Here is a 26,328-nt window from a genome sequence, read left to right on the forward strand (position 1 = left end):
CAGTATCAAACTATCTACTCTAAAAATCAAAGTAGCGTTGCCTGATATTCCAGCGCAATGCAAAAGAAGTATAGGAGGAAGTCTCCGGCTCATTTAGCAGGTCATTCTGCCGATTTCGGTTAAGGTATCGTAGCTCTACAAACATATTATGCCACAATTGATAAGAGGCTATTGCATCAGCAATTAATAGATTATTCTCTACCCCCTGCCCCAATACATTGCCGTAATCCTGTTCTTTAGTACGATTGTCTAACAGTATATTACCACCCCAATTAGAATCAGGCGTGTCTCCTCCGTATTGGGCTGCCACCAGCTTAGCCTGTAGTTGCAATCTTGGAATGGGCTGATAGCGAACCATACCCACTACTTCCTGAAAATTAGCTCCCAGTGGATGAGCTAAAGACTGCTCATAATGTGTATAGCTACGGTATAGATCTTCGTGTGCATAAGTATATGGCCTTACTCTATTGTACTCTACCTGAAAATCCAGATTGTTTATCGTAAAAGCATCCATGTACTCAGCACCTAGCTGTATAGCATATTTGTTTCCCCACCAGTTTTCACCGGAACGAATTTCAGAAATAACAAACTCATCTATCAAGGCCTGGCTATAAAATGCTAAACCTTTGGCCGGAAGCCAGCGAAAGTCCAGCCCAAGTAATGCGTTTCCTGCACTTCCCCCCTGCTGCTCTACTGCCCGATAGAAAATAATAGGGTTCAGGTAATTGAAGTCAAAGTTTCCTGACTCATCTCCATAAGTAATGCTTTCAAACAGACCCAACTGAATTTTAGGTGTAATGTCCAGCCCCAGCCTGTGCATTGTAAAATATTTATGAGGAAAAGCTCCAGTACCAAACAATCCGGTATAGTTGCCAATCACATCAGCTGTCATCTGAGCAAAGATATTGGTATAATGTAGCTTCCAAACCTGAGTGTTGATTCTGAAAAACAGATAGTTGTTTGAAAAGTCCGATAACAGCAGTGAACGATAGCCGTTTCCTACAAAATGATTACCATGCCCTAGCTGCATATTGATATGCTTACTTGCTTTAAAACTGATATGGCCACGGGCTGTAAGAAAGTCTACTCCTCTATCTCCATACCCTTTCCAGAAGCCTTCCTGAGGTACTGTTAAGCTACTTCTGATCTGCTGATTTACATAGTCCGGAAAAGCGATCTGGTTTTCTCCCAGGTAGGTATAAAAACCAATCTTATGGTCTATAGTACCGTGGATCTGAACTCCACGTGTATTAATGTACGGACTACCTTCCATATCATCTGCACCTAAGCCGATATGAAGCACCGGGCTTACATAAACTTCAAAGTCTTTTTTTCTAAGGCTTAGAAAGTCACGCTGGTTTTTGTAAAACAGACCAAGAATGGGCCTGCGACTTGTTTCCAGCAGGGTATCACTATACTCCCAATTGTCGCGCTGGAGAAATTCAAGATTGAAACGGTCAGCCGCTGAGGGATCATCCAGGCTTAAGGTATCCAGAAAGTTTGCAATCGCCTCTCTTTGGTAAGGCCTCACCATTGATCCGAGTTCTGAAGACCATCTTCCGCTAAGCAACTCATAGCGATGAACCAAATTATAATAACCAGACTGTAGAGGAGCATAAGAGCTTTGGGCAAGAGCTTGCTGTGCTAAAGGTAATAGCATCATGCAAAGCAGGAGGGCGTTCTTTTTCAAGGGTTTAATACTGCTTTTGGACGTTTTTTGAGTTTTACTTTACGCTGAGCAAGATAGCGCAAGATGAATAAGCCCGCCAAATAAAAAGGGAACATAGGTATCTTATACCTTACAAGTGAGCCAAAATTATAGGTTGAGATACCTACGGCAAAACTGAAGGCGATAGCAAACAAGAGACAAAAGCCAATTATAGGACGGGCTAGCGTATACCGAAATAAATTCATGACTCCTGCCTGGTATATCACCCAAAGGGTAAGGAGTAAGGTAGCGAAGCTTTCCAGAGCGGAAAGCAACATAACTACATTGTGTGCCTCCCAGAGGTACGGCCTGAAGAGAGTAACATTTACTGCCAGAGGAAATTTCCTGAGCATACCCGTAGGGCTAAAATCATAGTCGTCTCCCAAAGTGTAGACTGAACCGCCCTGTGTTTCGCCCATGTAAGTAAGGTAGCGTGCTGTGATCTCGGCTGTTTCTGAAACCTTATCCAGAGAGTAGCGATTATTGTCCTCACCTACTTTGACCATAGCATAGTAGCCTAACAATCCGCCAATAACTAACACAAAAGGTAGAATAAGTATCCGTAAGGCCACAGATTTAATTCGCTCAACATTAGCAAGAAACACCCAGAGTATAGCTGCTGGCAAAAAGCAAAGGACAATATATATTTTAATAGAATAGATCGTATAAAGGCTCAAAAATAAAACAAGGGCACCTATAACTATGCCTTTACGTTCAAAGAATACACGCACTATGCCCCAGGTAGCCCAGCCTAATGCGCCTAGAGTGATGGTATCTTTAAGTATACCTGAGCCCCAGAAAAACACCGAGGGCACAAACAGCATAGCTATAGCAAACTCTTTGTGCAAGGCAGGAAAGAGCTTGTAGAATGAACGGTACATCGCCCATATACCAGAAAAGCTAATAGCCGCAAAAATCGTCGCCACCGCCGTATAGGTGTGTCCTGTAAAAAGTGAAAACAGTGCAATCAGCTTGATTACAAAATATTCGGTAGGTGCATCAAACCAGTATATGCGATTAGCATACTCATAAATTTCGGGGTTTACTTCTCCATTGGCTAGCAGTAGTTGAATCCCTGCTTTTGGATTTTCCAGAAAAGCATTAAATATAACCTGAGCTTCTTTAAAATAGTTGAACGTATCACCGCTGGGTTTGCCGCCACCGTAGTAAAACTGGTAAATAAAGCCTACAGCTAATGCCCCTACCACTTTTACACTTAAGCCAGGAATAAAATATGCTTTAATACGATTATCCGTAAAGACTGGTCTGAGCGTATAAGCCAGAAAGTAGATGATACCAAGCCAAACCGGCGTAATCAACAAATCCTTTATCCCCATTCTACAATTTAGGCAAATTCTGCACTAAAAATCCAGTGCTTTGCCCTGATAGAAGTCTAGCACTTTTAAGCTGAAAATGTAATTGTACTTGGCGCGAATAAGGTCTGACTCCGCCGCATTTAAATCGTTTTTTGCCTGGTTAAAATCTACTGCGTCTATGGCCCCTACCTCGTAGCGGGTTTCGGTATTTCTAAAAGCCTCCTGCAGTGAAGCTACCCGTTTGTCGTTGGCTTCAAAACTTTTGGCAGCTGCTTTAGCATCCAGGTACACCTGCTCTATGGTTTGCCTGAGCTGGTTACGCTGGTTGATCACTTCCAGCCTTGCCCCCTCCAGGTTTAAACGAGCGTTAGACACATTAGAGCGCACCCTCCAATTGTTAAAGATGGGAATGTTAAGATCAATACTTACATACCTGCGCAAGTTAAAATCCAACTGGTTCATATAGGTATTATCAGTAAACTCTGCCGGTATCTGTGTTTCTGTAAACACCGGAATGCGAGTACCATCTGGCACATCAGGTATAAGCCCTTCTGGAATTTGCAAAAAATCTCCGGTGGGTATTACACTAGTTACATTATCTACGCCTGCCTTAGGAATCTGATCGGGAGCTACGCTGGAGTACTGAGAAAACAGTCCTGCACTTAAAGAGATATTTGGATAATACCCTCCTTTAGCTATTGCAAGTCCGTACTCCGCGCTATTCACTCCCAGCTTGGCACTTTGCAGATTAGCCCAGTTTTGTAAAGCTTCCTGATAAACCAGGCTCGCTGAGGCTGGTAGATTATAGACCTCAGGGGTTTCCAACTCAGGAATTATAACGGTAATAGAATCGCTTTCGGCCAGTTGTAGCAGTTGCTTTAAATTAAGGTAGGCCAGTTCCAGATCATTTTCTGCATTAATGATATTCAGCTCATCATTAGCCTGCTGAGCTTCCAGTTGTAGCTGGTTGGCTTTAGGCAATGAGCCAGCCTGTACCAGACGTTGGGTTCGCTGTAACTGTAGCTGTGTACTTCCAAGCTGAAATTCCGCGTTTTCCAAGAGCTCACGGTTAAATAATATCTGGGTGTATGCCTGAATCACATTTAAAGTGACAGCATCTTTACTCGCTTCCAGATCATATTGGCTTCCTTCAAGATTTACTTTGTTCTGCTTGATCGTATTGATACGCTGCAAGCCATTAAATAAGGTGAGCTGCGTACTTACGCCCATAGACTGCTGCCTAACCGGCTGGTCTACATACTCATTGGTAAACTGGTTAATGCTACGCCCCACACTATAACTTACTCCCGTGTTTGCATTAAAAGAAGGCAAAAGGTCTGCCCTGGATTGCTTCAGAGCGACCTGGCTTCCCATCACCTGTAGCTCCGATTGCTTGACCGAAACATTATTTTTAATGGCCATATCAATACTTTCTTCCAGGCTAAGCTCCAGCGGCTTAGTTGGGCCAGCAGACTGGGAGAAGACAGAAGAGAGGAGGCAAAAATTTAAAAAACAGAGAAAGGCTAAAGGCTTGATGGTTGTGGTCATGGCGGCTAACGTTCTTGCTTCAGTTTTTCTAAAAAGGCCTCACGATATACTTCACCTATGGGTATTTCCACTTCCTGGATAAATACTTTTCTCTTCTGAACCAGTGTAATTCGTTCAAAATTGACGATAAAGCTACGATGGACCCGCACAAAACGCTCCGGCAGTTCATCTGCCAAAGTTTTCATGCTCATCAAAGATACCACAATCTTTTCGTCAGTATGTATTTTCACATAATCTTTTAAGCCTTCTATATAACGAATCTGCTCATAGCGTACTTTCACTATATCGTAGCCCGATTTCACAAACATATAATCCTTTACTGGGGGGGGGGCCTCTGCTACCGAAGCTGCTGGTATATTAATCTGCTGATAAGCCTTATTTACCGCCTTTAAAAAGCGCTCAAAAGTAAAAGGCTTCAGCAAATAATCTACTGCATCCAGGTTAAACCCTTCCAGCGCATAATCTGAGTAAGCCGTGGTAAAAATTACCTTGGGAGCTTTGTCTAAGCTTTTTAAAAACTGCACACCAGAAATTTGTGGCATCTGAATATCCAGAAAGATTAGTTGTACGTTTTCCTGATGCAGAAGCTCAATCGCCTCTACTGCACTCTGGCAGGTTTTTACCAGTTTTAGAAAGGGAACCTGACTGATAAAGTCTTCCAGTACATCCAGCGCTAGTGGCTCATCATCAATAGCAATACAGTTAATCATCTGATAAAGATAGCTTTAAGTCTACTATAAAAGTATTATTCTCTTCACTTATCCTGAGCTCGTGGCGATTAGGGTAGAGCAGATCCAGCCTCTTACTGATGTTGTTGAGGCCTATGCCGGAGTGCTTGTCTTTAACATGCCCGTTTTTACTAAAGGTATTTTTAACGACGAATTCAAGCTCATTACCCCTCACCGTTAGCTGAATAAAGATATTACCCTCCTGCCTGAAGATATCACCATGCTTAAATGCATTTTCTACGAAGGGTTCTAACAGCATAGGTTCAATCTTTCTGATCTCAATATCACCCTCGGTTTTAAAAGTAATTTCCTTACCCTGCTTTAATCTCAATTTTTGTAAATCAATATAGTTTTGCAAATGCTCTACTTCTTTGCTAAGGCTGATTTTATCGGCAGTGCTATCGTAAAGCACGTATCGCATCATTTCGGAGAGCATGACTATACCTTTAGGAGCATCTTCAGATTTTTTAATGGCCAGCGAATAAATATTATTCAAATTATTGAACAGAAAGTGAGGGTTAATCTGTGATTTGAGCATGGCTAGTTCGGAGACCATTTTCTCTTTTTCCATCTCATTCTTCAGGCGCTCATTTCTGAACCATTCTTTGGTCATTTTTAGACCTCCGCTAACCGTAAGTATGAGCAGACTATGTAAAATAGCTCGGCTTATAACATAGCCAGGGTACCAGTTATGATTACGATAAAATTCCCAGTTCAAAGTTTTTTGTATCCACAGCGTCGTAAACACCACCAGCGCAACAGCTCCACAAATGGTAAGAATATAGGGGATTACTTTCTTCTTAGCCAAAAGCCTGGGTATAAGAAAAGAGGTGTTGGAGTAAAAAAGTATGACCAGAAGCACAGTAGATAATAAAGTCCGTAAGGTGAGGTTGGGGTCATCTATAGGCATGCCCAGTAATACAAAGAGTAAAAGCACAAAGAGAATCCAGGCCCCTACATGCATGAGCACCAGCCTTAGTGTATATGGAGAGTGAAGAGTTGTAGCCATAATTTTGATAATACAAAATCAAAATTACATTTTCTATACATACATAAGCAGTATATTAGACATAGGCTTGCTTATACTCTATAGATTTACTTAAGAAATAGCTGAAGGGAAGCCAGGAAAAATCAGACAGACGCATAATTGGGGCTATTCACCTCCCTGCCAAAAACGTTAACAAAATCATAATACCATTTACTAGAAAAGTCAGGCTATTTTTAGCTTTATTTTAAGCATGAAGCAATATCAATTTCAAGCAGTTTTTGATAAGTTAGCTAAGTTTGAGGAAGCAAGGATAATACAATACCCCAAGCATCAGTACATCTACCTGCCCAGTGATCTTAGTCGCAATATGTATGTGTTAGCTAAAGGGGCCATTAAAGTGGGCAGCTACGCAAGCTCCGGACAGGAGGTAACCTTTGACAGCCTGCTGCCATATGAGTTTTTCGGTAACCTACAGTTTCTGGAAGGCGATTTTTTCACAGAGTTCTCTAAAACGCTGGTGTCTTCTGAAGTATTAGAGATTCCGGTAAACACTTTTAAAGAACTTATGCAGCACGATGAAGAGGTTTCTACGTGGTTTCATAAGGTGAGCACTATGCGTTGGTGGCGAGCAGAAAACCGCCTTTTTTTGATAGCTTCAGAAAAGCCCGAGGCCCGCATGAAGCAGATACTCTCTATGTTGGAACAAGATATTGTAGACCTGGCAGGGCGCCACTATACACTTACAGAGCTACTTACATATCAGGATGTAGCAGACCTGAGCGGATTAAGCAGGCAGTCGGTAGCCCGCCTCCATAAAACACTTTTTGCGCAAAAAAAAGCCGGACAGATTAAGATTTCATCAAACATTTTTCCTCAATGTTAGCAAACTGTTAGCTCGTTGTTATCTTCACTTAACTGTTAAATTTTAACATTTCTCTACAGGCTTTCCTCTCTAGTATTGCGGCGAATTTTAAACAACAATACTATGAGAAAAGCTTACTTTTTATCCCTCCTATTGTGTTGTATTACAACACTTTACACTCATACTTTTGCACAGTCTACCGATGCTTCGGTTACCGGAATTGTCCGCTCTATGGACGATGGTGAGCTACCCGGAGCCACCGTAATGATACGCAACGAATCTACCGGATTTGAGACCGGTACTGTAACCAATGTCAATGGAAAATATAATGTACAACAGCTACCTTTGGGTGGGCCATACACCATTTCAGCATCTTTTGTAGGATTTGGCGAAATTCAGAAAAAAGGTTTTCACATCAACCAGGGTGACCAGCTGGTAATTGATTTTTCTCTGAGCCAGGCTTCTACCGAACTGGAAGAGATTGTGATCAGCGATCAGGACCTACGCTCACGTATACAGCGCGAAGGTAATGCTCTGGCCATAAATGCCGAACGTATAGAGAACCTACCTATTGAAGGACGAAACTTTACCGGGCTTACCAGCCTGTCTCCGCTACAAGGAGGGGGAAGCATCAACCTGGGCGGTCAGCGCCGCACCTCTACTAATGTAACGCTGGATGGTGTAAACGCAAGAAACCAGCTTACTGCCGGAGAGATCGGAAGAGGTCCCTACACAGTATCTATTGAGGCGATCCGTGAATTTGAAGTAGCTACCAATGTGTATGACGTTACTCAGGGCCGCCAGGCAGGGGGTTCTTTAAATGCAGTAACTAAATCAGGAACTAACAAATTAGAAGGTAGCGCCTTTGTTTATCATAGAAATGATGCCCTCTCCAGCCAGGTAGATATCAGAGGTAATGAACGCGATCAGGACTTCTACAACTACCAGTGGGGCTTTAGCCTGGGTGGCCCTATCGTCAAAGATAAAGTGCACTACTTTGTTACTTTTGACCGCCAGGATGCCGGCGAGCCCGTATTTATTGCAGATATTAATAATGAGAATGACGAAAGCCGTCTTGGTATTCGTCAGGATACCCTTCAGAAATTTATTAACATTGCTCGCCAGAAGTATGGCGTAGCTGATGAACAGCAGGTAGGCGAATTTTCTCGCAAAACAATAGCAAATACCATCTTTGCCCGTATTGACTGGCAGCTGAACAACAAGCATAAACTTACCCTTAGAAACAACTATACCAATTGGGAAAACCCTCTTAGTATTTTTGACAACGCTGATATTGAGTTAGCAGAATCGGTCGGTAGCTTTGAGTCTAATGAAAATAGTTTACTGCTCTCTTTACGCTCAAACCTTAAGCCTACACTCACCAATGAGCTTAAGCTACAGTACCAAAGAGCAGAGCGTGCTTTTGGGCCTAACCCTCAGCTTCCGTTCAGCAATATTCCTCGTGCTATTGTAAATGTTACTTCTCCTTTCCCGACTGAGGATAATCCGGACGCAACCCGTACTCGCGAAGTACAGATTGGTGGTCAACGTTATTCTCCCGAGACTAACCTTGAGCATCAATTTCAGTTAGTCAACACGACTTATCTACAAGCTGGTAAGTTCAACTTTACCTTCGGCACGGATAATATGATCACCTACCTGGAAACACTACTGTCTAACGAGCAGAATGGTCGTTTCTTCTTTTCCAGCCTGGAAGACTTTGATAATCTGAACCCTTTCCGTTATGCTCGTGAGGTACCTTTGCAGGGCTTACCCATAGTAAAGCAGACTGTACTGGATATGTCACTTTTTGGTCAGGTAGAGTATGACATCACACCCAACCTGAATGCAATGTTTGGTTTGCGCTACGATGTAACTGCCTTTCTGGATGATGCTGCTTACAACCCTACACTGGATAATGAACTGGGTATACGTACTGATAATAAAATTGTAGACTGGAACAACATACAACCTCGCTTTCAGGCAACCTGGGATGTACAGGGTAGCGGCAACAACTTTATCAAACTGGGTGGTGGTATCTTCTCAGCACAACCGCACTACTACGCGCAGGTAAATAACATACAGAACAGTGGGGTGCTACTGGGTGCAGTTGACGTTAGCGGCGATCAGGTACCTGAGCCAGACTTTGTAGGCTATCGCGAAAACCCCGATACTGCTCCGGGCATTCCAGAGGGCGCTGATGTTATATCTACCATCAATGCTGTAAGCGATGATTTTGAAGTACCTTCTACCTTTAAGGCTAACCTAAGTTATACGCACCTCTTCTCTGATCGCTTTAGCATGACTATCAACGGACTTATTAGCCATACCTGGAACAACTACGTATATCAGGAGCGCAATCTGGTTGACGAACCTTATTTCCGTATTGAAGAGGAGGCTAATCGCGGGGTGTACGTACCGGCATATACCATAGATGAAAGAGGCCGAAACAACTGGCTGGACTCTCGTAAGTCTACCAATTTGGGGCGTGTGCTGGAGCTTAACTCCGATGGCAAAATGGAACAGATGGCATTAGTTCTGGAACTAAACTATCGTATAGGTAAGGATGGGTCTTTGCAAACCAGCTACACCTGGAATCGTGCTAAAGACAACTCATCTTACAATTGTTGTGTAGCCAATACTTCTACCTTCTTACCCGTAAAAGACGACCCACGTGCTTTAAACTGGGGATTTGCAGACAGCCACTTTGATAACAAGCTGGTAGTTAACTTCCTAAGCCCCTCGTTCTACGGATTCTCTCTGGGGGCTACAGTAGTAGGTACTGGCGGTACGCGTTACTCATTTTTAGTATCGGGTAGCGGCAGTAGCTTAAACGGTGACTTCAACCTAAGGAATGATCTGGCCTATGTATACGATCCTAACGACCCTGCTACACCAGAAAATATTAGAGAAGGTATACTAAGCATACTCAATGACGAACAGATTTCTGAGTCTACCAAAGACTACCTCAAAGACAATTTTGGAAGGATAGCTGATCGTAATGCAGGAGTTAATCCATTCTTCGCTACTATGGACCTTCGCCTGATCAAGAAGGTAACTCTAGTAGACAATCACTCACTGGAGTTTACGGCCGATATGTTCAACTTCACAAACTTCCTGAACGAAAAGTGGGGAGCCAACAACGAACTAGGCAGCAGCCAGAATCTGCTTCAGATTCAGGGTTTTGACCAGACCACCCAAACTTACCAGTACGACGTGCAAAGTGGTGTAGGTACCAAACCTATTAATGGTACACCCTGGAGATTACAGCTGGGAGTACGCTACAGCTTCTAACTTTATTTCTTGCTTGTTACCAGAAAGTCTTAGTCTTCTAAGGCTTTCTTTTTTTGTCCTGATCTGAAAATTACACAACACAACTAATATACATGATGAACAGATTCTTAAACCTATGCTTGCTCTTATGCCTTGCACTCAATACTTATGCTCAAAAAGAGCGTCCCTCTTCCCACGTAGTACTTATTTCGGTAGATGGGTTTCGTCCTGAGTTTTATCAGGAAGAAAAATGGCCTGCGCCTAACCTCAAGCAGATGGCCGAAAAAGGAGTTTCAGCCTCTGGGGTACGTGGGGTTTTTCCCTCAGTCACTTACCCTTCTCACACTACCATTATCACCGGAGCTAAACCTCTGGACCACGGTGTTTATTACAATTCGCCTTTTGAGCCTGAGGGCCAGACGGGCAGGTGGTACTGGGAGAGTGAACTAATTCAGGTGCCCACCCTATGGGATGCTGTACGCGATGCCGGCCTTATAAGTGCCAGCTTCATCTGGCCGGTATCTGTAGGGGCTCCCGTAGACTACAACATTCCTGAGGTGTGGTCATTAGAAAAAGGCTATGGGGGTATACAATCTATCCGTGATCATCAGCAACCCAAAGGCTTTTTAGAAGAAATGGAAAAAGAGGTTCTGGGTCAGGTAAATGAGCGTACTTTTAATGGAGACTACCTTAACCGAGAAGATAGAAGTGGCGAAATGGCGGCCTACGTGCTGGAAACCTATAAGCCTAACCTGATTACTCTGCACCTGATTGCTGCTGACCATTTTCAGCATGAAGAGGGTCGTGATGGGGAAAAAGTATATCTCGCCATTGGTGCTATAGACCGTGCCATTGGTAAAATTAAAGAAGCCGCCGAAAGAGCTGGCATACTGGATAAAACCACTTTTATCATTACCGGAGATCATGGTTTTGTAGACATACACGCGGCACTGGCACCCAACGTATGGTTGGCAGAGGCCGGGCTACTGGAAGACAAAGATGACCGGGGCAACTGGAAAGCGGCCTTTCATACTTCTGGAGCCTCTGCATTTTTACACCTGAAAAACCCAGACGACAACAAAACGGCCAAGCAGGTAAAACAAATATTGCAAAACCTACCTCAAAATTACCGTAAGCTTTTCCGTGTAGTAGAGCGAGAAGAGTTGGATCAGGTAGGATCTGACCCAAATGCTGTTTTAGCCCTTGCTCCAATGCCTGGTATTGCTATGTCCTCCTCTGCTTCGGGTGAGGCTCTTAGAAAAGCAAAAGGTGGCACCCATGGATTTTATCCAGACTTTAAAGAGATAGAAACAGGTCTGGTAGCCTGGGGTGCAGGCATAGAAGAAGCAAAGCAGCTTACTACCATTGGCCTGGAGGATATCGCCCCTATCGTATCCCACCTGCTTCTGCTGGATTTTAAGCCTAAAGCTGGCGTACTTTACCCTGGTATTGTTAAAGAGCAATAACAAAAAAATGTAGAGCTACGCCTGAAAAAGCGTAGCTCTTTATGATTTAGTAGTTCAGGTAAATATCCTGTAATATTTTTTCCATCTCCTGCTTAAGGGGACGGGTAGAAGTAATGTAATTGTTGTGCAAAAAACTGAATATGAGCTTTTTGCCCGACTTTGTAAAAATATACCCGCTGAGGGCAGACTTGTTGCTAAGTGTACCTGTTTTAGCAAACACAAAAGGTTCACCGCCTTCCGGGTTTTCATACCAGTATCGGATAGAGCCACTCTCTCCCCCTGCCGGAAATATATCTTTGATACGCTCATTGCCTAACTCTTTATCTACTTTTTGTAAGAGGCTAACAATGCTACGAGGTGTCTGTAAATTATAACGCGAAAGGCCAGAGCCATCTACCCATATAGGCTCATCGGGTAAGTCGTTGAGATAATGTTTCTTCACATATTTAATAGTCCAGTCAGTGCTGAGTGTATCTCTAAAAACTGAGGAGCAGAGTGTAAGTAGCTGTTCTGCAAAAAAGTTATCGCTGCTCTGCATCATACGTTTGTACACACTATCTACCGGAAGGCTATATAATTTCTGCGTAAATACCGGAAAGCTGTTGTTTTCAAATTGTGCTGCTTTCATAAGCTGTACTGCCCTCTTTAAAGTATCGGAAAGAAGACGAACGGTAAGCTCGTCCGACTGTATAAAAGGCACATCACGGTCATAACTTAAACTATCGGGCTTGGGCGCATAAGAAAAGTAGTTATCGTATTGGTTGCGAAACACCCGATAAGGTGAAGCGGGATCAGGGGTACCATCCACATAACTGGTGAAAAAAGCAGGACTTACCAGTGGTTTGTTAAAGCCTTCCATAAAGTTGAAACGCACAATATTACCATAGAGCGGAAAAACAGATTTCTCTGGAGAATAGTAAAAGTTATAGTCGCTCCAGGCCCAGCCGGGACCAAAATACTTATCTTGCGTGGGGCGAGGTACATATATTAGTTTCTCCTTTCTGCTTTTCAGAAAATGATACACCTGCCCATTATAGGTGGTATCCAGGTCAGCAATATCGGGGTGCAGAAAAGTAGGGTCGCCTGTGCCGGTAAACAGCAGACTATCTCCCTGCAACTGGTATTCTAAAGCCGGAATAGAATCTCCCAATAGTTTCAGAGAAGCATAAAGGGTGAAGATTTTGGTATTAGATGCCGGAGTATAGTACTTATCCGACTGATACTCATACACCATCTCTTCTCGCTCAGTATCGTAAAGGGCAAAGCCGGTAAAATTGGTTTCAAATACCGGAGACTCCGCTACCGCCTGTTTGAGCTGCCGGCTGCTTACCCCTGGCCGGGGGCTACAGGCATTGGCAATCACACAAAAAAACAGAATACTAAAAGCGTGAAGAGGCTGCAACTTCATAGGTTAATAAAGAGGTTAGGTTTGGCTAGTCAGTTAATTATTTCATGCAGGAAAGCTCGTACCCGTCCAGCGTGCAGTAGCTACGCATAAGGTCCGCAGTAAGGCAGGAGTGCACCGGTAATATACCTAACCAATCACCTACTTTAATATCTTTTAAAACTTCCGGACTCAAATGAACAATACCATGCTCCTGAGAAACAGACTTAATGTAGCAGTCTGTTAATGGTTCTCCCCAACCTTCGTTATGTAAGGGTACAATTTTACCAAATATCTGCTGAGCGTTTTCTTCCATAAAGTCTTTAGAAAAATGCACTGCGCCTCCGTGGATTACTACCTCTACCCTATCTTCGTGTTTACCCACTACCGGACAAGCCATGCATACTGCTATCTGATCGGTGCTGCACGAGCCTATCTGTGCCTGTACCAGATCGTAAAACACATAATTGCCAGGCCGGATGATATCTACCTTTGAAAAATCATCTGCCAGGCTACAGCTTGGGGTATCTCCCAGGCTTATCAGAATAGGTCCAAAATCTGCCTCAAAACGATCTTTTACACTATTTAAACGCTCCACAGTCTCCAGATGGATTTTGCTTACCTCTTCTTTACCCTGAACATGATAGCTATGCCCGGCATGCGCATATACACCCTGAAACTCCAGTGTCTCTGACTGCTTGAAAAACTCCAACAACTTGGCTATCTCTTCGGTATTCTGATAATGAATACCCGTACGATGGTAACCCGTATCTATCTCAGTAAACACGCCTATAGGTCTCTTCAGAATTTTGTCCAGGTACTCTGCGGACTCCAGATTATTGACAAAAAGATTAAGGCGAATACGCTTGGATAGGTTTTTAATAATATCTTTTCTGAGCAGGTTAACCGGAAAAGCAACCGTAATTTCCTCCCAGCCATCATCCGCAAAGTAGGCTGCCATCTTTAGGGAAGATACGGTAATTGCTTTTACTCCTTCTTCGGCAATCCACCCTCCTATAGCCCTGGACTGATGCGTTTTGAAATGAGGCTGCAACTCCACACCAAACTGGCGTGCTCTTTCTGCCATAAAAGATATATTGTTTCTACACTTATTTTCGTCTAGTAATAATGTAGGCTCTGATAATTTCATAGGTTAGATAATATTTGACCGGGTGAATTTAATTAAATTATGCTAAGTGCTCAGAAAAGCTTCAAAAAATCCAGCCTTTCCCAAATTTCTGAAGCTAAAATCTGGATAGCTGCCAGCCCCAAGTAGAGATTTAAGTCATTACCAACGCGTATTTATACTTAATTATGATGTAAGTTCAGGGTAGTTTTTACAAAAAATTTTGTACAGGTCTTGATACTTGCGCTAATCCTCTTACATTTGAACACGAGCTTTAGGGGTGTTCCATGAATTTGGAACTGAGATTATACCCTTGGAACCTGATGCAGTTTGTACTGACGAAGGGAAAAGACCATTCTCCGGCATAAATATCTTTATGCTGACTGCTCCTCTAAAGTTTATTGTTTTACCAAAAAAGTTAGCCAGAAAAGATGGAATTATTGGTCAACAATAAACCCTATGTGTTTGATTCTACAGTTACGCTAAGCCGTGTGCTTCAGGAGGTACAAATGCTACGCCCAACGGGCATTGCCATAGCTGTAAACGATGAAGTAGTTCCCAAAACTAAATGGGATGCCCACCCGCTACGCGATCGTGACCGTATCATAATTATTCAGGCCACTCAGGGAGGTTGATCAACTTCTGACAAGGTATTTTTTGGTAAATGCAAGCCAGCAGTGGCTGGTATGCAGCATGTTTTCAGGCCGCTGTGCCTGTCTGAACCTTTACACTCATCATTAAACTTTGCGTATGAAAACTGACAAAATTCCCAGTGCTGAAGTCATTAGTCGTGACCCTTTTCCTGCTTCCAGAAAAATTTATGTGAAAGGAAAGCTCCATGACATTGAAGTACCTATGCGAGAGATTACGCTGGAAGATACTACCCACAAGCTTACCGGCATTGTAGAGAAGAACCCGGCAGTAACGGTGTATGACACCAGTGGCCCCTATACCGACCCCAACGTAGAAATAGACGTTAGAAAAGGGCTTAACAAACTCAGAAAACCCTGGATAGAAGGCAGAAATGACGTAGAACAACTGCCGGGTCTATCGTCGGCTTATGGTACAGAGCGGCTTAACGACAGTTCATTGGACTCTTTACGCTTTGCCCATCTTAAAAATCCATTAAAGGCTAAGTCTGGTGCGAATGTCAGTCAGATGCACTATGCTAAAAAAGGGATTATCACTCCGGAAATGGAGTTTATAGCCATACGGGAAAATCAACGTATTGAAGAAATCAAAGAGCTGGGGCACCAGCATCCCGGGCAAAGTTTTGGTGCCAATACTCCAAAAAACCTGATTACTCCTGAGTTTGTAAGAGATGAGGTTGCCAGAGGCAGAGCGGTAATTCCTGCGAACATTAACCATCCGGAGAGCGAGCCTATGATCATTGGCCGTAATTTTCTGGTAAAGATCAACGCAAACATTGGTAACTCAGCAGTTACTTCCAGCATAGAAGAAGAAGTAGAAAAAGCAGTTTGGGCCTGCCGCTGGGGAGCAGATACCATTATGGATCTCTCTACCGGAAAAAATATCCACGAAACCAGAGAGTGGATTTTAAGAAACTCGCCAGTACCTATTGGTACGGTACCTATTTATCAGGCTCTGGAAAAGGTAGGAGGAAAAGCAGAAGAGCTTAACTGGGAGATATTCAGGGATACACTGATAGAGCAGGCCGAACAGGGTGTAGATTACTTTACCATACATGCTGGCGTACGCCTCCACTACGTACCTATGACCGCACGCCGTGTAACTGGTATAGTATCGCGAGGTGGCTCCATTATGGCCAAGTGGTGCCTGGCGCATCATCAGGAAAGCTTTCTCTATACCCATTTTGAAGAGATCTGCGAAATTATGAAAGCTTATGATGTATCTTTCTCTTTAGGGGATGGACTACGCCCCGGAAGTCTGGCAGATGCCAATGACAAAGCACAGTTTGCCGAGCTTGAAACTTTAGGTGAGCTGACTAAAATAGCCTGGAAGCATGATGTGCAAACCATTATTGAGGGACCAGGCCACGTACCTATGCATATGATCAAAGAGAATATGGATAAGCAGTTAGAAGCCTGTGGTGAAGCTCCTTTTTATACTTTAGGACCGCTTACTACTGACATTGCTCCCGGCTACGACCATATTACCTCTGGTATAGGAGCAGCCATGATCGGGTGGTACGGTACCGCCATGCTTTGCTACGTTACCCCCAAAGAGCACCTGGGGCTGCCCAACAAAAAAGACGTAAAAGATGGCGTAATTACTTACAAAATTGCCGCACATGCCGCAGATCTTGCCAAAGGTCACCCTGGTGCACAATACCGCGACAATGCGCTAAGCAAAGCTCGTTTTGAATTCCGATGGGCAGATCAGTTTAACCTCTCTCTTGACCCAGATACGGCCAAGGAGTTTCATGATGAAACTCTTCCGGCAGATGGTGCTAAGGTAGCTCACTTCTGCTCTATGTGTGGCCCCCAGTTCTGCTCTATGAAGATTACGCAGGAAGTAAGGCAGTACGCCAAAGAAAATGGGCTGGATCAGGAAGATGCGGTAGACGAAGGACTCAAAGAAAAGTCTAAAGAGTTTACAGAAAAGGGAAGTGAAATTTATCATTAAAGCCTTTGGCAATCTATAAACGTTGATAATAAGCTTTAGCAAGTTGTAGTAACATCCCGGATGAGAGCCTGGCTTTTGTCTGGGAATACTACCTCTGGCTAACAGCACAGATAAGAATCTATATAATGCTCACCCTAAGCTGAACATAGTCGGCCATGATACTCAGAGTAATTTCTCATCCTGAATTTTTTGAGGGTGAAAGTGAGATAATTAATCTTCTTTTTGAGGCAGGCATGCAATACTTTCATCTGCGCAAGCCTGGTTTATCTACCGCTCAGGTACAGGCTTTTATTGCTAAGCTACCCGAAGGGTATCATGCTAAAATTATTGTACACGGTTCACCGGATTTACAAGTATGCAGCACGCTGGGTGGCTTACACATTCCGGAGTGGGAGCGCAAAAGGACGCGTGTAGAGCAAATAGAAGAGAGCATTAAACAATTAAAAAAAGCACAAAAGCTGGTTGGCACTTCGGTACATCAGCTAAGCCATATGGCAGATCTGCATCCCACATATGATTACCTTATGCTTAGTCCGCTGTTTAGCAGTATCTCAAAGCCGGACTACCGTTCTGACGAAAACTGGGAGATTCAAGACTATGCCTACAGAGACAAACTGGTAGGCCTGGGTGGAATAGATACCGATAAGATAGGCGCAGCTGCGCAACTGGGCTTCAGGCAGGTAGCTGTACTCGGAGCCATTTGGGAGGAGCCTCAAAAAGCCTTAGAAAAATTTAAACAACTAAAGTCAGTATGCGAAAGCGCCGCCCTTACGTACTAAGTATCGCTGGCTTTGACCCCAGTGGAGGAGCAGGATTGCTGGCCGATAGTAAAACCTTTGAAGCATTAGAGGTGACGGGCCTAGGCGTATGCAGTGCTATTACGGTGCAACACGAAAGTGCATTTAAAAACTGTCAGTGGGTTCTATTAGACACTATTAAAGAGCAGGTAGATATACTTTTCCAGCAATACCCCATCCGGCATTGTAAAATCGGATTGGTAGAAAGTTGGGATATTTTACAGCAACTGGTAAGTCTGCTCAAGCAGCACCAGCCAGACATACGCATTACGCTTGACCCGGTTTTGAAAGCCTCTGCCGGTTATAATTTTCATGAAGATAAACAGGCTAATACCCTGCATAACCTTCTGGAAGAGCTATATCTGCTTACTCCGAATACAGAAGAAGCACTACGTTTGCAAGCCGAAGCCACAGCCTACGAAGCAGCAGAATTTCTGTCTGAACACTGCTATGTCCTTTTAAAAGGAGGGCACAATGCAGAAGAGCCGGGAGTAGATCATTTATATGTCTCAGGCATCCAGGTAGCTACCTTGCACGCCAGCAACAGTCAGGTATACCCAAAGCATGGTTCAGGCTGCGTGCTTTCTTCTGCGATAACGGCTTATCTGGCACTAGGCTTTGCATTGCCTGAAGCTTGCCGAAGAGCTAAATCTTATACTGAGAGCTTTTTGAGCAGTAGCAAAGGGCTTTTAGGACATCACGTACCAATGACACTAACATGATATCAAAACTACACTATATTAGTCAGGCTTCTGAGGAAGGAGACCATTTGTGGGCAATAGCACATGCCTGTAAAGCAGGCTGCGATTGGGTACAGCTACGAATGAAAGACGTAAGCGAAGAAGAATATTTAGAGGTGGCATATCGTGCCAAAGCAATCTGCCAAACCTACCAGGCTAAGCTCATCGTTAATGATAAGCCAGAAGTAGCCCTGGCGGTTAAAGCGGACGGCGTTCATCTGGGAAAAGAAGATATGCACCCTAAAGAGGCACGTGCCCTGCTTGGCCCGGATTTTATTATTGGAGCCACTGCCAATACAACCGAAGATATAGAAAGAGCGGTGCTTGCAGGAGCAGATTATGTAGGTGTAGGTCCATTTCGCTTTACAAAAACCAAGAAAAAACTGAGCCCTATACTGGGACAGGAGGGCATTGCCCAAATTTTTGAATGGATCAAACAAAAGGAAATTCGTACACCTATCGTCGCTATTGGAGGTATAGTAGAAGAAGATGTCCACGCTCTCCGTCAGCTGGGAGTACATGGCATTGCCATTTCGGGTCTTATCACCTGTACTCCTGCCCAACAGTGTGCCGACTTAGTTAAAAGATTAAGTAACTAAACTAAAAAAGCATGACCACCTTAAACATAGCAGATAAAACATTTACTTCTCGCCTTTTTACCGGCACCGGCAAATTTAGCTCCAGCCACTTGATGGAAGAAGCCTTGGTAGTTTCCGGCTCAGAGCTAGTAACTGTAGCTCTTAAGCGGGTAGATATTCATCAGGAAGATGACGACCTTCTTCAGCATTTAAATCATCCTCAGTTCAACCTCTTACCCAACACATCTGGAGTGCGTACGGCTAAAGAAGCGGTACTGGCTGCCCAATTGGCCAGAGAGGCTCTGGAGACTAATTGGGTAAAACTGGAAATTCACCCTGACCCTAAATATTTGCTCCCCGACCCAGTAGAAACGCTAAAAGCAACTGAAGAACTCGCTAAACTAGGTTTTGTAGTGCTGCCCTACATCCATGCCGACCCAGTGCTTTGCAAACGGCTGGAAGAGGCTGGCACAGCTGCCGTAATGCCTCTGGGCTCTCCAATCGGAAGTAATAAGGGTTTAAAAACTGCTGACTTTCTGGAAATTATTATAGAGCAAAGTAAAGTGCCGGTAGTAGTAGACGCAGGCATCGGAAGCCCCTCACATGCTGCCCAGGCTATGGAAATGGGAGCAGATGCAGTACTCGTAAATACTGCCATAGCGGTAGCCAAAAATCCGGTAATGATGGCAGAGGCATTTAAAATTGCGGTAGAAGCCGGACGCATGGCCTACGAGGCAGGTTTGGGGCAAAGCAGGCAACAGGCCAGAGCTACCAGCCCCCTCACCTCTTTTCTGGATGATTGATAGCATATTATTATGGTAAATGGTAAATAGTAAAGAAGCAGAGATGTATACTTTTAAAGATATTTTCGCCCAGTACGACTGGGATAGCGTGAAGGCAGATATATATAGCAAAAATACTACGGATGTAGAAAGAGCATTGAACAAAAGCAGAAGAACCCTGGACGACTTCAAAGCTTTAATTTCACCTGCTGCCCTACCCTACCTGGAAGAGATGGCCCAGTTAAGCCATCAACTTACGCAGAAACGCTTTGGCAATACCATGCAGCTATATGCGCCTATGTACCTCTCTAACGAATGCCACAACATCTGCTCTTACTGCGGCTTTAGCTTTAACAATAAAGTAAGACGCCGTACCCTGAGTGTAAAAGAGATTGAGCAGGAGATAGAAGCTGTAAAAAAGTGGGGTTATGACCATATACTGCTTGTTACCGGAGAAGATCATATAAAGGTAGGCATGCATTATTTCAGAGAAGTTTTTCCTGTTTTTCAGAAGCACTTTTCCAACATCTCAATGGAGGTACAGCCCATGGATCAGCATGAGTACGAGGAATTAATTAGCCTGGGCTTATATTCCGTACTAGTTTATCAGGAAACTTATCATCAGGCGGATTATCGCAAACATCACCTCAAAGGACGCAAAGCAAATTTTGACTATCGCCTCGAGACACCTGACCGCCTGGGTCGTGCCGGCATTCATAAAATCGGATTAGGCGTACTCATCGGTTTAGAAGACTGGCGTACCGATAGTTTTTTTAATGCTCTTCATCTGGATTACCTGGAAAAAACTTACTGGCAAACCAAGTACTCTGTCTCTTTTCCCCGGCTAAGACCTTTTTCTGGAGGCGATGTAGCCAAAGTACATATCAGCGACCGGGAACTGGTTCAGCTCATTTGCGCCTACCGCATTTTTAATGAAGATGTAGAACTTTCACTTTCTACTAGAGAAACAGAAAAATTCAGAAATCACGTGATCAAACTAGGAATTACATCTATCAGCGCCGGTTCTAAAACTAATCCGGGAGGCTATGCGGTAGAACCGGAATCTCTGGAGCAGTTTGAGATTTCGGATGAGCGAGACCCTAATGAGGTAGCGGCCATGATTAAAGCTCAAGGCTACGAAGCCGTATGGAAAGATTGGGATAAGGTGTATGGAGTGGAGTAGACCTGCTACTATATACTGTACATGGTTCTGCACTGCCTGAGTATTTTTCAGGTAATCCTTTATCTTAAGAGCTTTGTATACTGACAAACCTAGATCTATGCCAGAAACATCCTTGGAAGAGCACTATAAGCAGATGTGGAGCCATGCTCAACAGCATATACTGGACAAAGGAGCCAAAGCAGACCTTCAGATAGATGATGCGCATGACAAAAGGTACGGAATTACCCTGCTGCTTCGTCCGCCTCAAACTGTAGCGCAGCAGATTGAAGCTTTTCTGAGTCAGATGCAAGGTCTGGAGCCAGATCAATATTACTATCCTGTTTCTGACCTCCACCTGACAGTTTTATCAATTATCTCCTGCTATTCTGGCTTTAGCTTAGACCAGATCAACATCAATGATTATGACCAAAAAATTGAAGATGTCCTTTTAGGCTTGCCGCCTCTTGAGCTCTCTTTTCGGGGTATAACAGCTTCACCAGCTACTATTCTCCTGCAGGGATTTCCGCACAATGAGGCTCTGCAAATGCTGAGAGACAGGCTTAGAAGTAGTTTTAAAAGCTCCAACTTACAGCACTCTATAGATTCTCGCTACCATATTTTTACCGCACACAGTACCATTATAAGATTTAGAAAAGCATTCAAAAGACCCTCTCGTTTTATTGAGCAACTCGAAAAATATCGGGATTATCCCTTTGGAACTTTTACCGCTCAAGAGCTTGAACTTGTAGCTAATGACTGGTACCAACGTCAGGGAAAAGTTCGTTTACTCAAAACTTATTCTCTCACATAAAGCCCCTACCCTGTTTTTTTTAAGCCGCCAGAATGAATGTTTAATTTAGTAGTAGCGTTACATCTGCGTTTATATTTTCTATTTTTGCAGCTATATGTTAGCCATAAATAACCTATCGTACTATATCGGAAGCCGTCCTATTTACCAGGAGGCAAACCTTCATATTAAACCTAAAGATAAGATTGGCCTTATTGGCCTCAACGGAACAGGAAAAACTACCCTGCTCCGCCTTATCAATGGAGAATACACTGCTGACGGTGGAGAGATCAGCAAGTCCAATGATTGTAGCATAGGCTACCTCAATCAGGATTTACTTTCTTTTCAGTCAGACGACTCTATTCTTAATGTAGCCATGCAGGCTTTTCAGGAGGCTTTGGAGATAGAGCATAAGATTGAAATGCTTCTAAAGCAGATGGAGACTAATTATAGCGATGATTTGGTTGATAAGCTCGCTAAGTTGCAGGAGAAATTTGAGATGATGGAAGGCTATGCCCTGCAAGCCAAAGCTGAAGAAATTCTGGAAGGGATAGGCTTTAGCAGCGAAGACCTTAAGCGCCCGCTCAGAGAGTTCTCCGGAGGGTGGCGTATGCGGGTTATGCTGGCTAAGCTGCTTCTAGAGAAACCCTCTCTACTTATGCTGGATGAGCCTACCAACCACTTGGACTTACCTTCTATTCAGTGGATTGAGAATTACCTACGCTCGTACGAAGGAGCAGTTATAGTAGTCTCTCACGACCGTCAGTTTCTGGATAACACCATTACATCTATTGTAGAAGTGGCTAACCAGCAGCTGAATGTATACTCTGGTAACTACTCATTTTACCTGGAGGAAAGAGAGCTGAGAAGAGAAATTCAGCAAAATGCTTACGAAAACCAGCAGCAGAAAATTAAGCAGACAGAGCGCTTTATAGAACGCTTTCGTGCTAAAGCCACCAAGGCTCGTCAGGTACAATCGCGGGTAAAGGCATTGGATCGCATGGATAAAGTAGATGAAGTTATTGATGAAAATGCCAGCGTAAATTTCAGGTTTACCTTTAAAAAGCAATCTGGCAGGTTTGTCGTTGAGCTAAATAATGTCTCTAAATCTTATGGAGACCTTCAGATTATTAAAAACTCTACCCGTGCCATAGAAAGAGGAGATAAAATAGCCCTAATTGGTGCCAATGGTAAAGGTAAGTCCACGCTACTGCGTATTATTGCCGGTACCGAACCCATAGAAGGAGAAAGTAAGCTCGGCTATAATGTAGATATGGGATTCTTCGCCCAGCATCAGCTGGAGGCTTTGAATGTAAACAATGACCTGTTGGGAGAACTCAAGCAAGCGGGTAGCGAAAAAACCGAGCAGGAGTTACGCAATGTATTGGGCTGCTTTCTCTTTACCGATGAGGAGGTATTTAAAAAAATCAAGGTACTATCTGGTGGAGAAAAATCACGGGTAGCACTGGCTAAAACCCTGATCGGGGAGGCCAATTTCTTATTACTGGATGAGCCTACCAACCACCTGGACATGCAGTCGGTTAACATACTCATTCAGGCATTGCAGCAATACCAGGGTACTTTCGTTATCGTCTCTCACGACCGTTATTTCATTAAAGAGGTAGCTAATAAGATCTGGTATATAGAAGATCACGAAATCAAGGAATATCCGGGTTCTTACGAAGAATATACCTATTGGCGTAGTCAGCAGGACGAAAAGCAGGCTCAGGCCGAGGAGCAACAAGCCAAAGTCAAACCCAAACCTGAGCCAAAAGCAGAGAAGCGTACCCCCTCCGAAGCTCAGAAGGCACAAAAAGAGTTAAAGAGACTCAGAAGTGAATTGGAGAAAGCTGAGAAAAGAGTAATGGAGCTGGAAGAAGAAAAAGAGGCGCTAGAAAAAGAACTCGCCAAACCATCCGTGTATGGTGATGTAGATTTGCTGGCAGAAAAATCTGAAAAGTTTGACGCCTTAGAGAAAGAGTTGGACCAGGCTACCGAAGTCTGGGATGAGTTAGCTGTTAAAGTAGAAGCACTAGAAAAAGACCTAAACTAATTGCAGATGTACTACCTAAAGCTGAGAGCCTTACTGTGTCTTACCTTCATTTGTTTGACTACCTGCTATGCCTTTGGTAGTAGCTCTCTGCCGGAGTACTCACCTACAGAAAGCAAGCCTCTTCAGTCAGGCGATGGTGTATATTACGATCAGGTTTTTTCTGAGGCTATTAAATCCGTAAGAATTGTGCAGCCCGATGAGCAGCTATTTAGCTCGGTAATCAACATTAATCAGAATGTACCTACTGCGCTCATATTTGACTGGCTGGAACTGGGAGACAGGGAAGTTTACGGAGAGCTAAACGCTAAAATTGTACACTGTAATGCAGACTGGCAGCAATCTAAGCTATATAGTATGGATTACCTGTATGACTACAATGAGTTTCCTATCACTGACGAAGAGCTGTCTTACAATACAAAAATTCCTTTTGCCCGTTATACACTTCCCTTACCTCGGGTAAAGCTGCCCGGAAACTATGCCATTGTGGTCTACGAAAATGAAGATGATGCTAATCCCCTTTTTACAAAAAGGTTTATGGTGTATGATTCTCGTATCATAGTAAATGCAGAGGTAGGACTTTCCAGCGGGGTTCAGGAGCGAGACACTCGCCATCAGATTGAGTTTTTGATCAATTATCAGAACTTTGATATACCTAATCCTTATCAGGATGTGTACATTGTTGTTCGGCAGAACCAGCAGTGGTTTAATACGATTAGCGGACTAAAGCCCAGCTTTGTAAGAGAAGATGTAAAAGAGCTAGAGTACAGACTCTTTGACCTGAGTAACAATTTTTGGGCAGGAAATGAATTCCGCTATTTTGATCTTCGTACGGCTAAAGCTCTGGGTCAGAACGTAGCAGAGATACAACAGGACAAGTACCCGATGGAAGCGTTTATTTTACCTGATCGTGACCGTTCCGCTCAGGCTTACAGCCAATATAATGATCTGAATGGTGGCTATATTATTGGTAATCTAGAAACAAGAGGAGGCGAACTGAACTCAGACTATTTTAATACTCACTTCTTTTTAGAAGCGGAAAAACCGGTAAATGGTGATGTGTATATCATCGGAGATTTTAATAATGGTACTCTGGATGCTAAGGCTAAAATGCAGTACAATGAAGCCCAGCAAGGATATACCTTAAGCCTTATGCTTAAGCAAGGCTTCTATAACTACCTCTACTATGTAGAAAATGGCGATGGGCTTAACCCTTACCAGTTTGACGGCAGTCATTTTGAGACAGAAAACTTCTACGAAATATTTGTTTATACGCGGCCTTTAAGCTCCCGATCAGATCTACTGATCGGTTATACTAGCTTTAGGTCAAAATTACGATAGTCCTTAAAGGCTGGTTTCACGGTCTCTGCTTCCTCCTTCTCTCCTTCGTACTTCGCGAACACCAGGCTCTCTATTGTTGGAAGCCGGCGCGCCTTCAAACTCGTATTTAGAGGTTCCTTTTCCCGGATCGGCAGTTGCCAGATCCAACATACCAAAACCTTTGTGGGCAAAAAGGCCTAAACCATTATTGAAGATAAACTCCTGCACTTCTTTAGCAGCATAAAGGACAAAGGGAAAGGTGTAGCCTCTAACCTCATATTTTACATCCTGATCGTAAAGAGGATAAATACGGGCAAACTTCTTTTGTTGCTCTTTAATCCGAAGCAGGTAGTTTTTGTCGGGTACTAGCTGGAATTTGTAGAACTCGGCAATTTGCTCAGAAGTAAATACGCCAGACTTCTCCATTCTGATCATAATAGACTCGTAGAGCAGGTCGGAAAAAGTATCTGAGGTAGGTATGATAAACTTCTTGCCTCTATCATCGCTAAACGAAGGCTCCACCAATACCAAAGGAGAAATACAAACGTATTTCATCGCGTCGGTAAAATCGGGCTTGTCTTCTATTTCCACAGCCTCAGGGATAAGGTTCATGGTACCAATATCTATCTGAGGAAAAGCAAACAGGTGCTTCAGAAAATAGTCAACAAAGTCCTTGTTGGTAGCAGATAATACCAGGGTAACTCGGCTTGAATAAAAGTGCAGGCCATTCCGACTGATTTTTGTCTGTCCTTTTAGACCAGAAAAATTATAAAGCCTGGAATTGATAAATTTCTCTTCACCTCCTTTCACCAGTATACCCTTAATTAATTGAGCTAATAAATACTGATGATGGAAAGGAACATACGAACCTTTGTTCCGTAAAATAAAAATGATACGTATTCTCAAAAAACCAGCTGTTTAAATTAAACCAAAAAAATTGACTGAAATAGTTTACTCTTAAAATGTAGGAATAGATTTCAAATAAAATTGTTTATAACAACCTGCCATTTATATGTAAAAATACTTATTTATTATCTAAATAGTCAAAAAACTTTAAAGATTGATTTATACCCACGTAACTATCTCAACCAATTTACAATTTAGCA

Annotated in this window: 21 protein-coding genes and 1 riboswitch; of the genes, 13 read left to right on the forward strand and 8 right to left on the reverse strand. The window is 43.3% G+C overall.

Annotated elements, in window-relative coordinates:
* Window positions 1–19: 19 nt before the first annotated feature.
* The 5 genes from PZB74_RS02535 to PZB74_RS02555 are packed head-to-tail and all read right to left on the reverse strand — an operon-like array spanning window position 20 to window position 6,309.
* Complete coding sequence (locus PZB74_RS02535) at window positions 20–1,690, reverse strand: capsule assembly Wzi family protein (protein WP_302240508.1); 1,671 nt, start codon at window positions 1,688–1,690, stop codon at window positions 20–22.
* Complete coding sequence (locus PZB74_RS02540) at window positions 1,687–3,045, reverse strand: hypothetical protein (RefSeq protein WP_302240510.1); 1,359 nt, start codon at window positions 3,043–3,045, stop codon at window positions 1,687–1,689. The genes PZB74_RS02535 and PZB74_RS02540 overlap by 4 nt, the downstream gene beginning before the upstream one ends.
* A gap of 24 nt (window positions 3,046–3,069) precedes the next feature.
* Complete coding sequence (locus tag PZB74_RS02545) at window positions 3,070–4,572, reverse strand: TolC family protein (RefSeq protein WP_302240512.1); 1,503 nt, start codon at window positions 4,570–4,572, stop codon at window positions 3,070–3,072.
* A 5-nt stretch (window positions 4,573–4,577) separates the two neighbouring features.
* Entirely contained in the window at window positions 4,578–5,282 is a 705-nt protein-coding gene (locus PZB74_RS02550; protein WP_302240513.1) for a LytR/AlgR family response regulator transcription factor, read from the reverse strand.
* The gene (locus PZB74_RS02555; RefSeq protein WP_302240514.1) at window positions 5,275–6,309 is read right to left on the reverse strand and encodes a sensor histidine kinase; all 1,035 of its coding nucleotides are present in this window, start codon (window positions 6,307–6,309) and stop codon (window positions 5,275–5,277) included. The genes PZB74_RS02550 and PZB74_RS02555 overlap by 8 nt, the downstream gene beginning before the upstream one ends.
* Before the next feature lie 229 nt (window positions 6,310–6,538).
* Between PZB74_RS02555 and PZB74_RS02560 the strand changes: the two genes are divergently transcribed.
* From PZB74_RS02560 to PZB74_RS02570, 3 genes are all read left to right on the forward strand, one after another.
* Window positions 6,539–7,171: a Crp/Fnr family transcriptional regulator gene (locus PZB74_RS02560; RefSeq protein ID WP_302240516.1), complete on the forward strand. Its 633-nt coding sequence runs from the start codon at window positions 6,539–6,541 to the stop codon at window positions 7,169–7,171.
* A gap of 102 nt (window positions 7,172–7,273) precedes the next feature.
* Window positions 7,274–10,444 carry a TonB-dependent receptor gene (locus PZB74_RS02565; RefSeq protein ID WP_302240517.1) on the forward strand — a complete coding sequence of 1,057 codons (3,171 nt, stop codon included), beginning with the start codon at window positions 7,274–7,276 and terminating at the stop codon, window positions 10,442–10,444.
* A 92-nt stretch (window positions 10,445–10,536) separates the two neighbouring features.
* Window positions 10,537–11,889 carry an alkaline phosphatase family protein gene (locus PZB74_RS02570; RefSeq protein WP_302240519.1) on the forward strand — a complete coding sequence of 451 codons (1,353 nt, stop codon included), beginning with the start codon at window positions 10,537–10,539 and terminating at the stop codon, window positions 11,887–11,889.
* A gap of 46 nt (window positions 11,890–11,935) precedes the next feature.
* Here PZB74_RS02570 and PZB74_RS02575 read toward each other — a convergent pair whose 3' ends face one another.
* Both PZB74_RS02575 and PZB74_RS02580 read right to left on the reverse strand, forming a co-directional pair.
* On the reverse strand, window positions 11,936–13,297 hold the full coding sequence (locus tag PZB74_RS02575) for a D-alanyl-D-alanine carboxypeptidase/D-alanyl-D-alanine-endopeptidase (protein WP_302240521.1): 1,362 nt from the start codon (window positions 13,295–13,297) through the stop codon (window positions 11,936–11,938).
* Between the two features lie 37 nt (window positions 13,298–13,334).
* Entirely contained in the window at window positions 13,335–14,423 is a 1,089-nt protein-coding gene (locus tag PZB74_RS02580) for an alanine racemase (RefSeq protein WP_302240522.1), read from the reverse strand.
* Window positions 14,424–14,665: 242 nt separating this feature from the next.
* A riboswitch (TPP riboswitch) is annotated at window positions 14,666–14,763 on the forward strand.
* A gap of 67 nt (window positions 14,764–14,830) precedes the next feature.
* On the opposite strand from PZB74_RS02580, the gene thiS reads away from it, so the two are divergent.
* From thiS to PZB74_RS02630, 10 genes are all read left to right on the forward strand, one after another.
* Window positions 14,831–15,034 carry a sulfur carrier protein ThiS gene (gene thiS, locus PZB74_RS02585; RefSeq protein WP_302240523.1) on the forward strand — a complete coding sequence of 68 codons (204 nt, stop codon included), beginning with the start codon at window positions 14,831–14,833 and terminating at the stop codon, window positions 15,032–15,034.
* A gap of 115 nt (window positions 15,035–15,149) precedes the next feature.
* On the forward strand, window positions 15,150–17,006 hold the full coding sequence (gene thiC / locus PZB74_RS02590; RefSeq protein WP_302240526.1) for a phosphomethylpyrimidine synthase ThiC: 1,857 nt from the start codon (window positions 15,150–15,152) through the stop codon (window positions 17,004–17,006).
* A 155-nt stretch (window positions 17,007–17,161) separates the two neighbouring features.
* Entirely contained in the window at window positions 17,162–17,785 is a 624-nt protein-coding gene (locus tag PZB74_RS02595; RefSeq protein WP_302240528.1) for a thiamine phosphate synthase, read from the forward strand.
* On the forward strand, window positions 17,758–18,525 hold the full coding sequence (locus PZB74_RS02600) for a hydroxymethylpyrimidine/phosphomethylpyrimidine kinase (protein ID WP_302240530.1): 768 nt from the start codon (window positions 17,758–17,760) through the stop codon (window positions 18,523–18,525). Before PZB74_RS02595 ends, PZB74_RS02600 begins: the two co-directional genes overlap by 28 nt.
* Window positions 18,522–19,142 (forward strand): thiamine phosphate synthase, encoded by a 621-nt coding sequence (locus PZB74_RS02605; protein ID WP_302240531.1) that lies wholly within the window; start codon window positions 18,522–18,524, stop codon window positions 19,140–19,142. The genes PZB74_RS02600 and PZB74_RS02605 overlap by 4 nt, the downstream gene beginning before the upstream one ends.
* Before the next feature lie 11 nt (window positions 19,143–19,153).
* Window positions 19,154–19,924: a thiazole synthase gene (locus PZB74_RS02610; protein WP_302240533.1), complete on the forward strand. Its 771-nt coding sequence runs from the start codon at window positions 19,154–19,156 to the stop codon at window positions 19,922–19,924.
* Between the two features lie 43 nt (window positions 19,925–19,967).
* Window positions 19,968–21,086 (forward strand): 2-iminoacetate synthase ThiH, encoded by a 1,119-nt coding sequence (gene thiH / locus PZB74_RS02615; RefSeq protein ID WP_302242733.1) that lies wholly within the window; start codon window positions 19,968–19,970, stop codon window positions 21,084–21,086.
* A 97-nt stretch (window positions 21,087–21,183) separates the two neighbouring features.
* Complete coding sequence (locus PZB74_RS02620; RefSeq protein ID WP_302240534.1) at window positions 21,184–21,876, forward strand: 2'-5' RNA ligase family protein; 693 nt, start codon at window positions 21,184–21,186, stop codon at window positions 21,874–21,876.
* A 94-nt stretch (window positions 21,877–21,970) separates the two neighbouring features.
* Window positions 21,971–23,905, forward strand: a complete 1,935-nt coding sequence (abc-f, locus tag PZB74_RS02625) for a ribosomal protection-like ABC-F family protein (protein ID WP_302240536.1) — start codon at window positions 21,971–21,973, stop codon at window positions 23,903–23,905.
* A 54-nt stretch (window positions 23,906–23,959) separates the two neighbouring features.
* Entirely contained in the window at window positions 23,960–25,243 is a 1,284-nt protein-coding gene (locus PZB74_RS02630; RefSeq protein ID WP_302240538.1) for a type IX secretion system plug protein, read from the forward strand.
* Window positions 25,244–25,246: 3 nt separating this feature from the next.
* On the opposite strand, the gene PZB74_RS02635 is transcribed toward PZB74_RS02630, so the two are convergent.
* Entirely contained in the window at window positions 25,247–26,128 is an 882-nt protein-coding gene (locus PZB74_RS02635; protein WP_302240540.1) for a CRISPR-associated endoribonuclease Cas6, read from the reverse strand.
* Window positions 26,129–26,328: the final 200 nt, after the last annotated feature.

Origin of the sequence: Porifericola rhodea (assembly GCF_030506305.1) — a bacterium.
Taxonomy (GTDB): domain Bacteria; phylum Bacteroidota; class Bacteroidia; order Cytophagales; family Cyclobacteriaceae; genus Catalinimonas; species Catalinimonas rhodea.

What these genes read in the sequence shown, in the direction of transcription:
- PZB74_RS02540 (WP_302240510.1), bottom strand. Translation starts at nt 3,045, where the DNA reads ATGGGGATAAAGGATTTGTTGATTACGCCGGTTTGGCTTGGTATCATC.
- PZB74_RS02545 (WP_302240512.1), bottom strand. Translation starts at nt 4,572, where the DNA reads ATGACCACAACCATCAAGCCTTTAGCCTTTCTCTGTTTTTTAAATTTT.
- PZB74_RS02550 (WP_302240513.1), bottom strand. Translation starts at nt 5,282, where the DNA reads ATGATTAACTGTATTGCTATTGATGATGAGCCACTAGCGCTGGATGTA.
- PZB74_RS02555 (WP_302240514.1), bottom strand. Translation starts at nt 6,309, where the DNA reads ATGGCTACAACTCTTCACTCTCCATATACACTAAGGCTGGTGCTCATG.
- PZB74_RS02560 (WP_302240516.1), top strand. Translation starts at nt 6,539, where the DNA reads ATGAAGCAATATCAATTTCAAGCAGTTTTTGATAAGTTAGCTAAGTTT.
- PZB74_RS02565 (WP_302240517.1), top strand. Translation starts at nt 7,274, where the DNA reads ATGAGAAAAGCTTACTTTTTATCCCTCCTATTGTGTTGTATTACAACA.
- PZB74_RS02570 (WP_302240519.1), top strand. Translation starts at nt 10,537, where the DNA reads ATGATGAACAGATTCTTAAACCTATGCTTGCTCTTATGCCTTGCACTC.
- PZB74_RS02575 (WP_302240521.1), bottom strand. Translation starts at nt 13,297, where the DNA reads ATGAAGTTGCAGCCTCTTCACGCTTTTAGTATTCTGTTTTTTTGTGTG.
- PZB74_RS02580 (WP_302240522.1), bottom strand. Translation starts at nt 14,423, where the DNA reads ATGAAATTATCAGAGCCTACATTATTACTAGACGAAAATAAGTGTAGA.
- thiS (WP_302240523.1), top strand. Translation starts at nt 14,831, where the DNA reads ATGGAATTATTGGTCAACAATAAACCCTATGTGTTTGATTCTACAGTT.
- thiC (WP_302240526.1), top strand. Translation starts at nt 15,150, where the DNA reads ATGAAAACTGACAAAATTCCCAGTGCTGAAGTCATTAGTCGTGACCCT.
- PZB74_RS02595 (WP_302240528.1), top strand. Translation starts at nt 17,162, where the DNA reads ATGATACTCAGAGTAATTTCTCATCCTGAATTTTTTGAGGGTGAAAGT.
- PZB74_RS02600 (WP_302240530.1), top strand. Translation starts at nt 17,758, where the DNA reads ATGCGAAAGCGCCGCCCTTACGTACTAAGTATCGCTGGCTTTGACCCC.
- PZB74_RS02605 (WP_302240531.1), top strand. Translation starts at nt 18,522, where the DNA reads ATGATATCAAAACTACACTATATTAGTCAGGCTTCTGAGGAAGGAGAC.
- PZB74_RS02610 (WP_302240533.1), top strand. Translation starts at nt 19,154, where the DNA reads ATGACCACCTTAAACATAGCAGATAAAACATTTACTTCTCGCCTTTTT.
- thiH (WP_302242733.1), top strand. Translation starts at nt 19,968, where the DNA reads ATGTATACTTTTAAAGATATTTTCGCCCAGTACGACTGGGATAGCGTG.
- PZB74_RS02620 (WP_302240534.1), top strand. Translation starts at nt 21,184, where the DNA reads ATGCCAGAAACATCCTTGGAAGAGCACTATAAGCAGATGTGGAGCCAT.
- abc-f (WP_302240536.1), top strand. Translation starts at nt 21,971, where the DNA reads ATGTTAGCCATAAATAACCTATCGTACTATATCGGAAGCCGTCCTATT.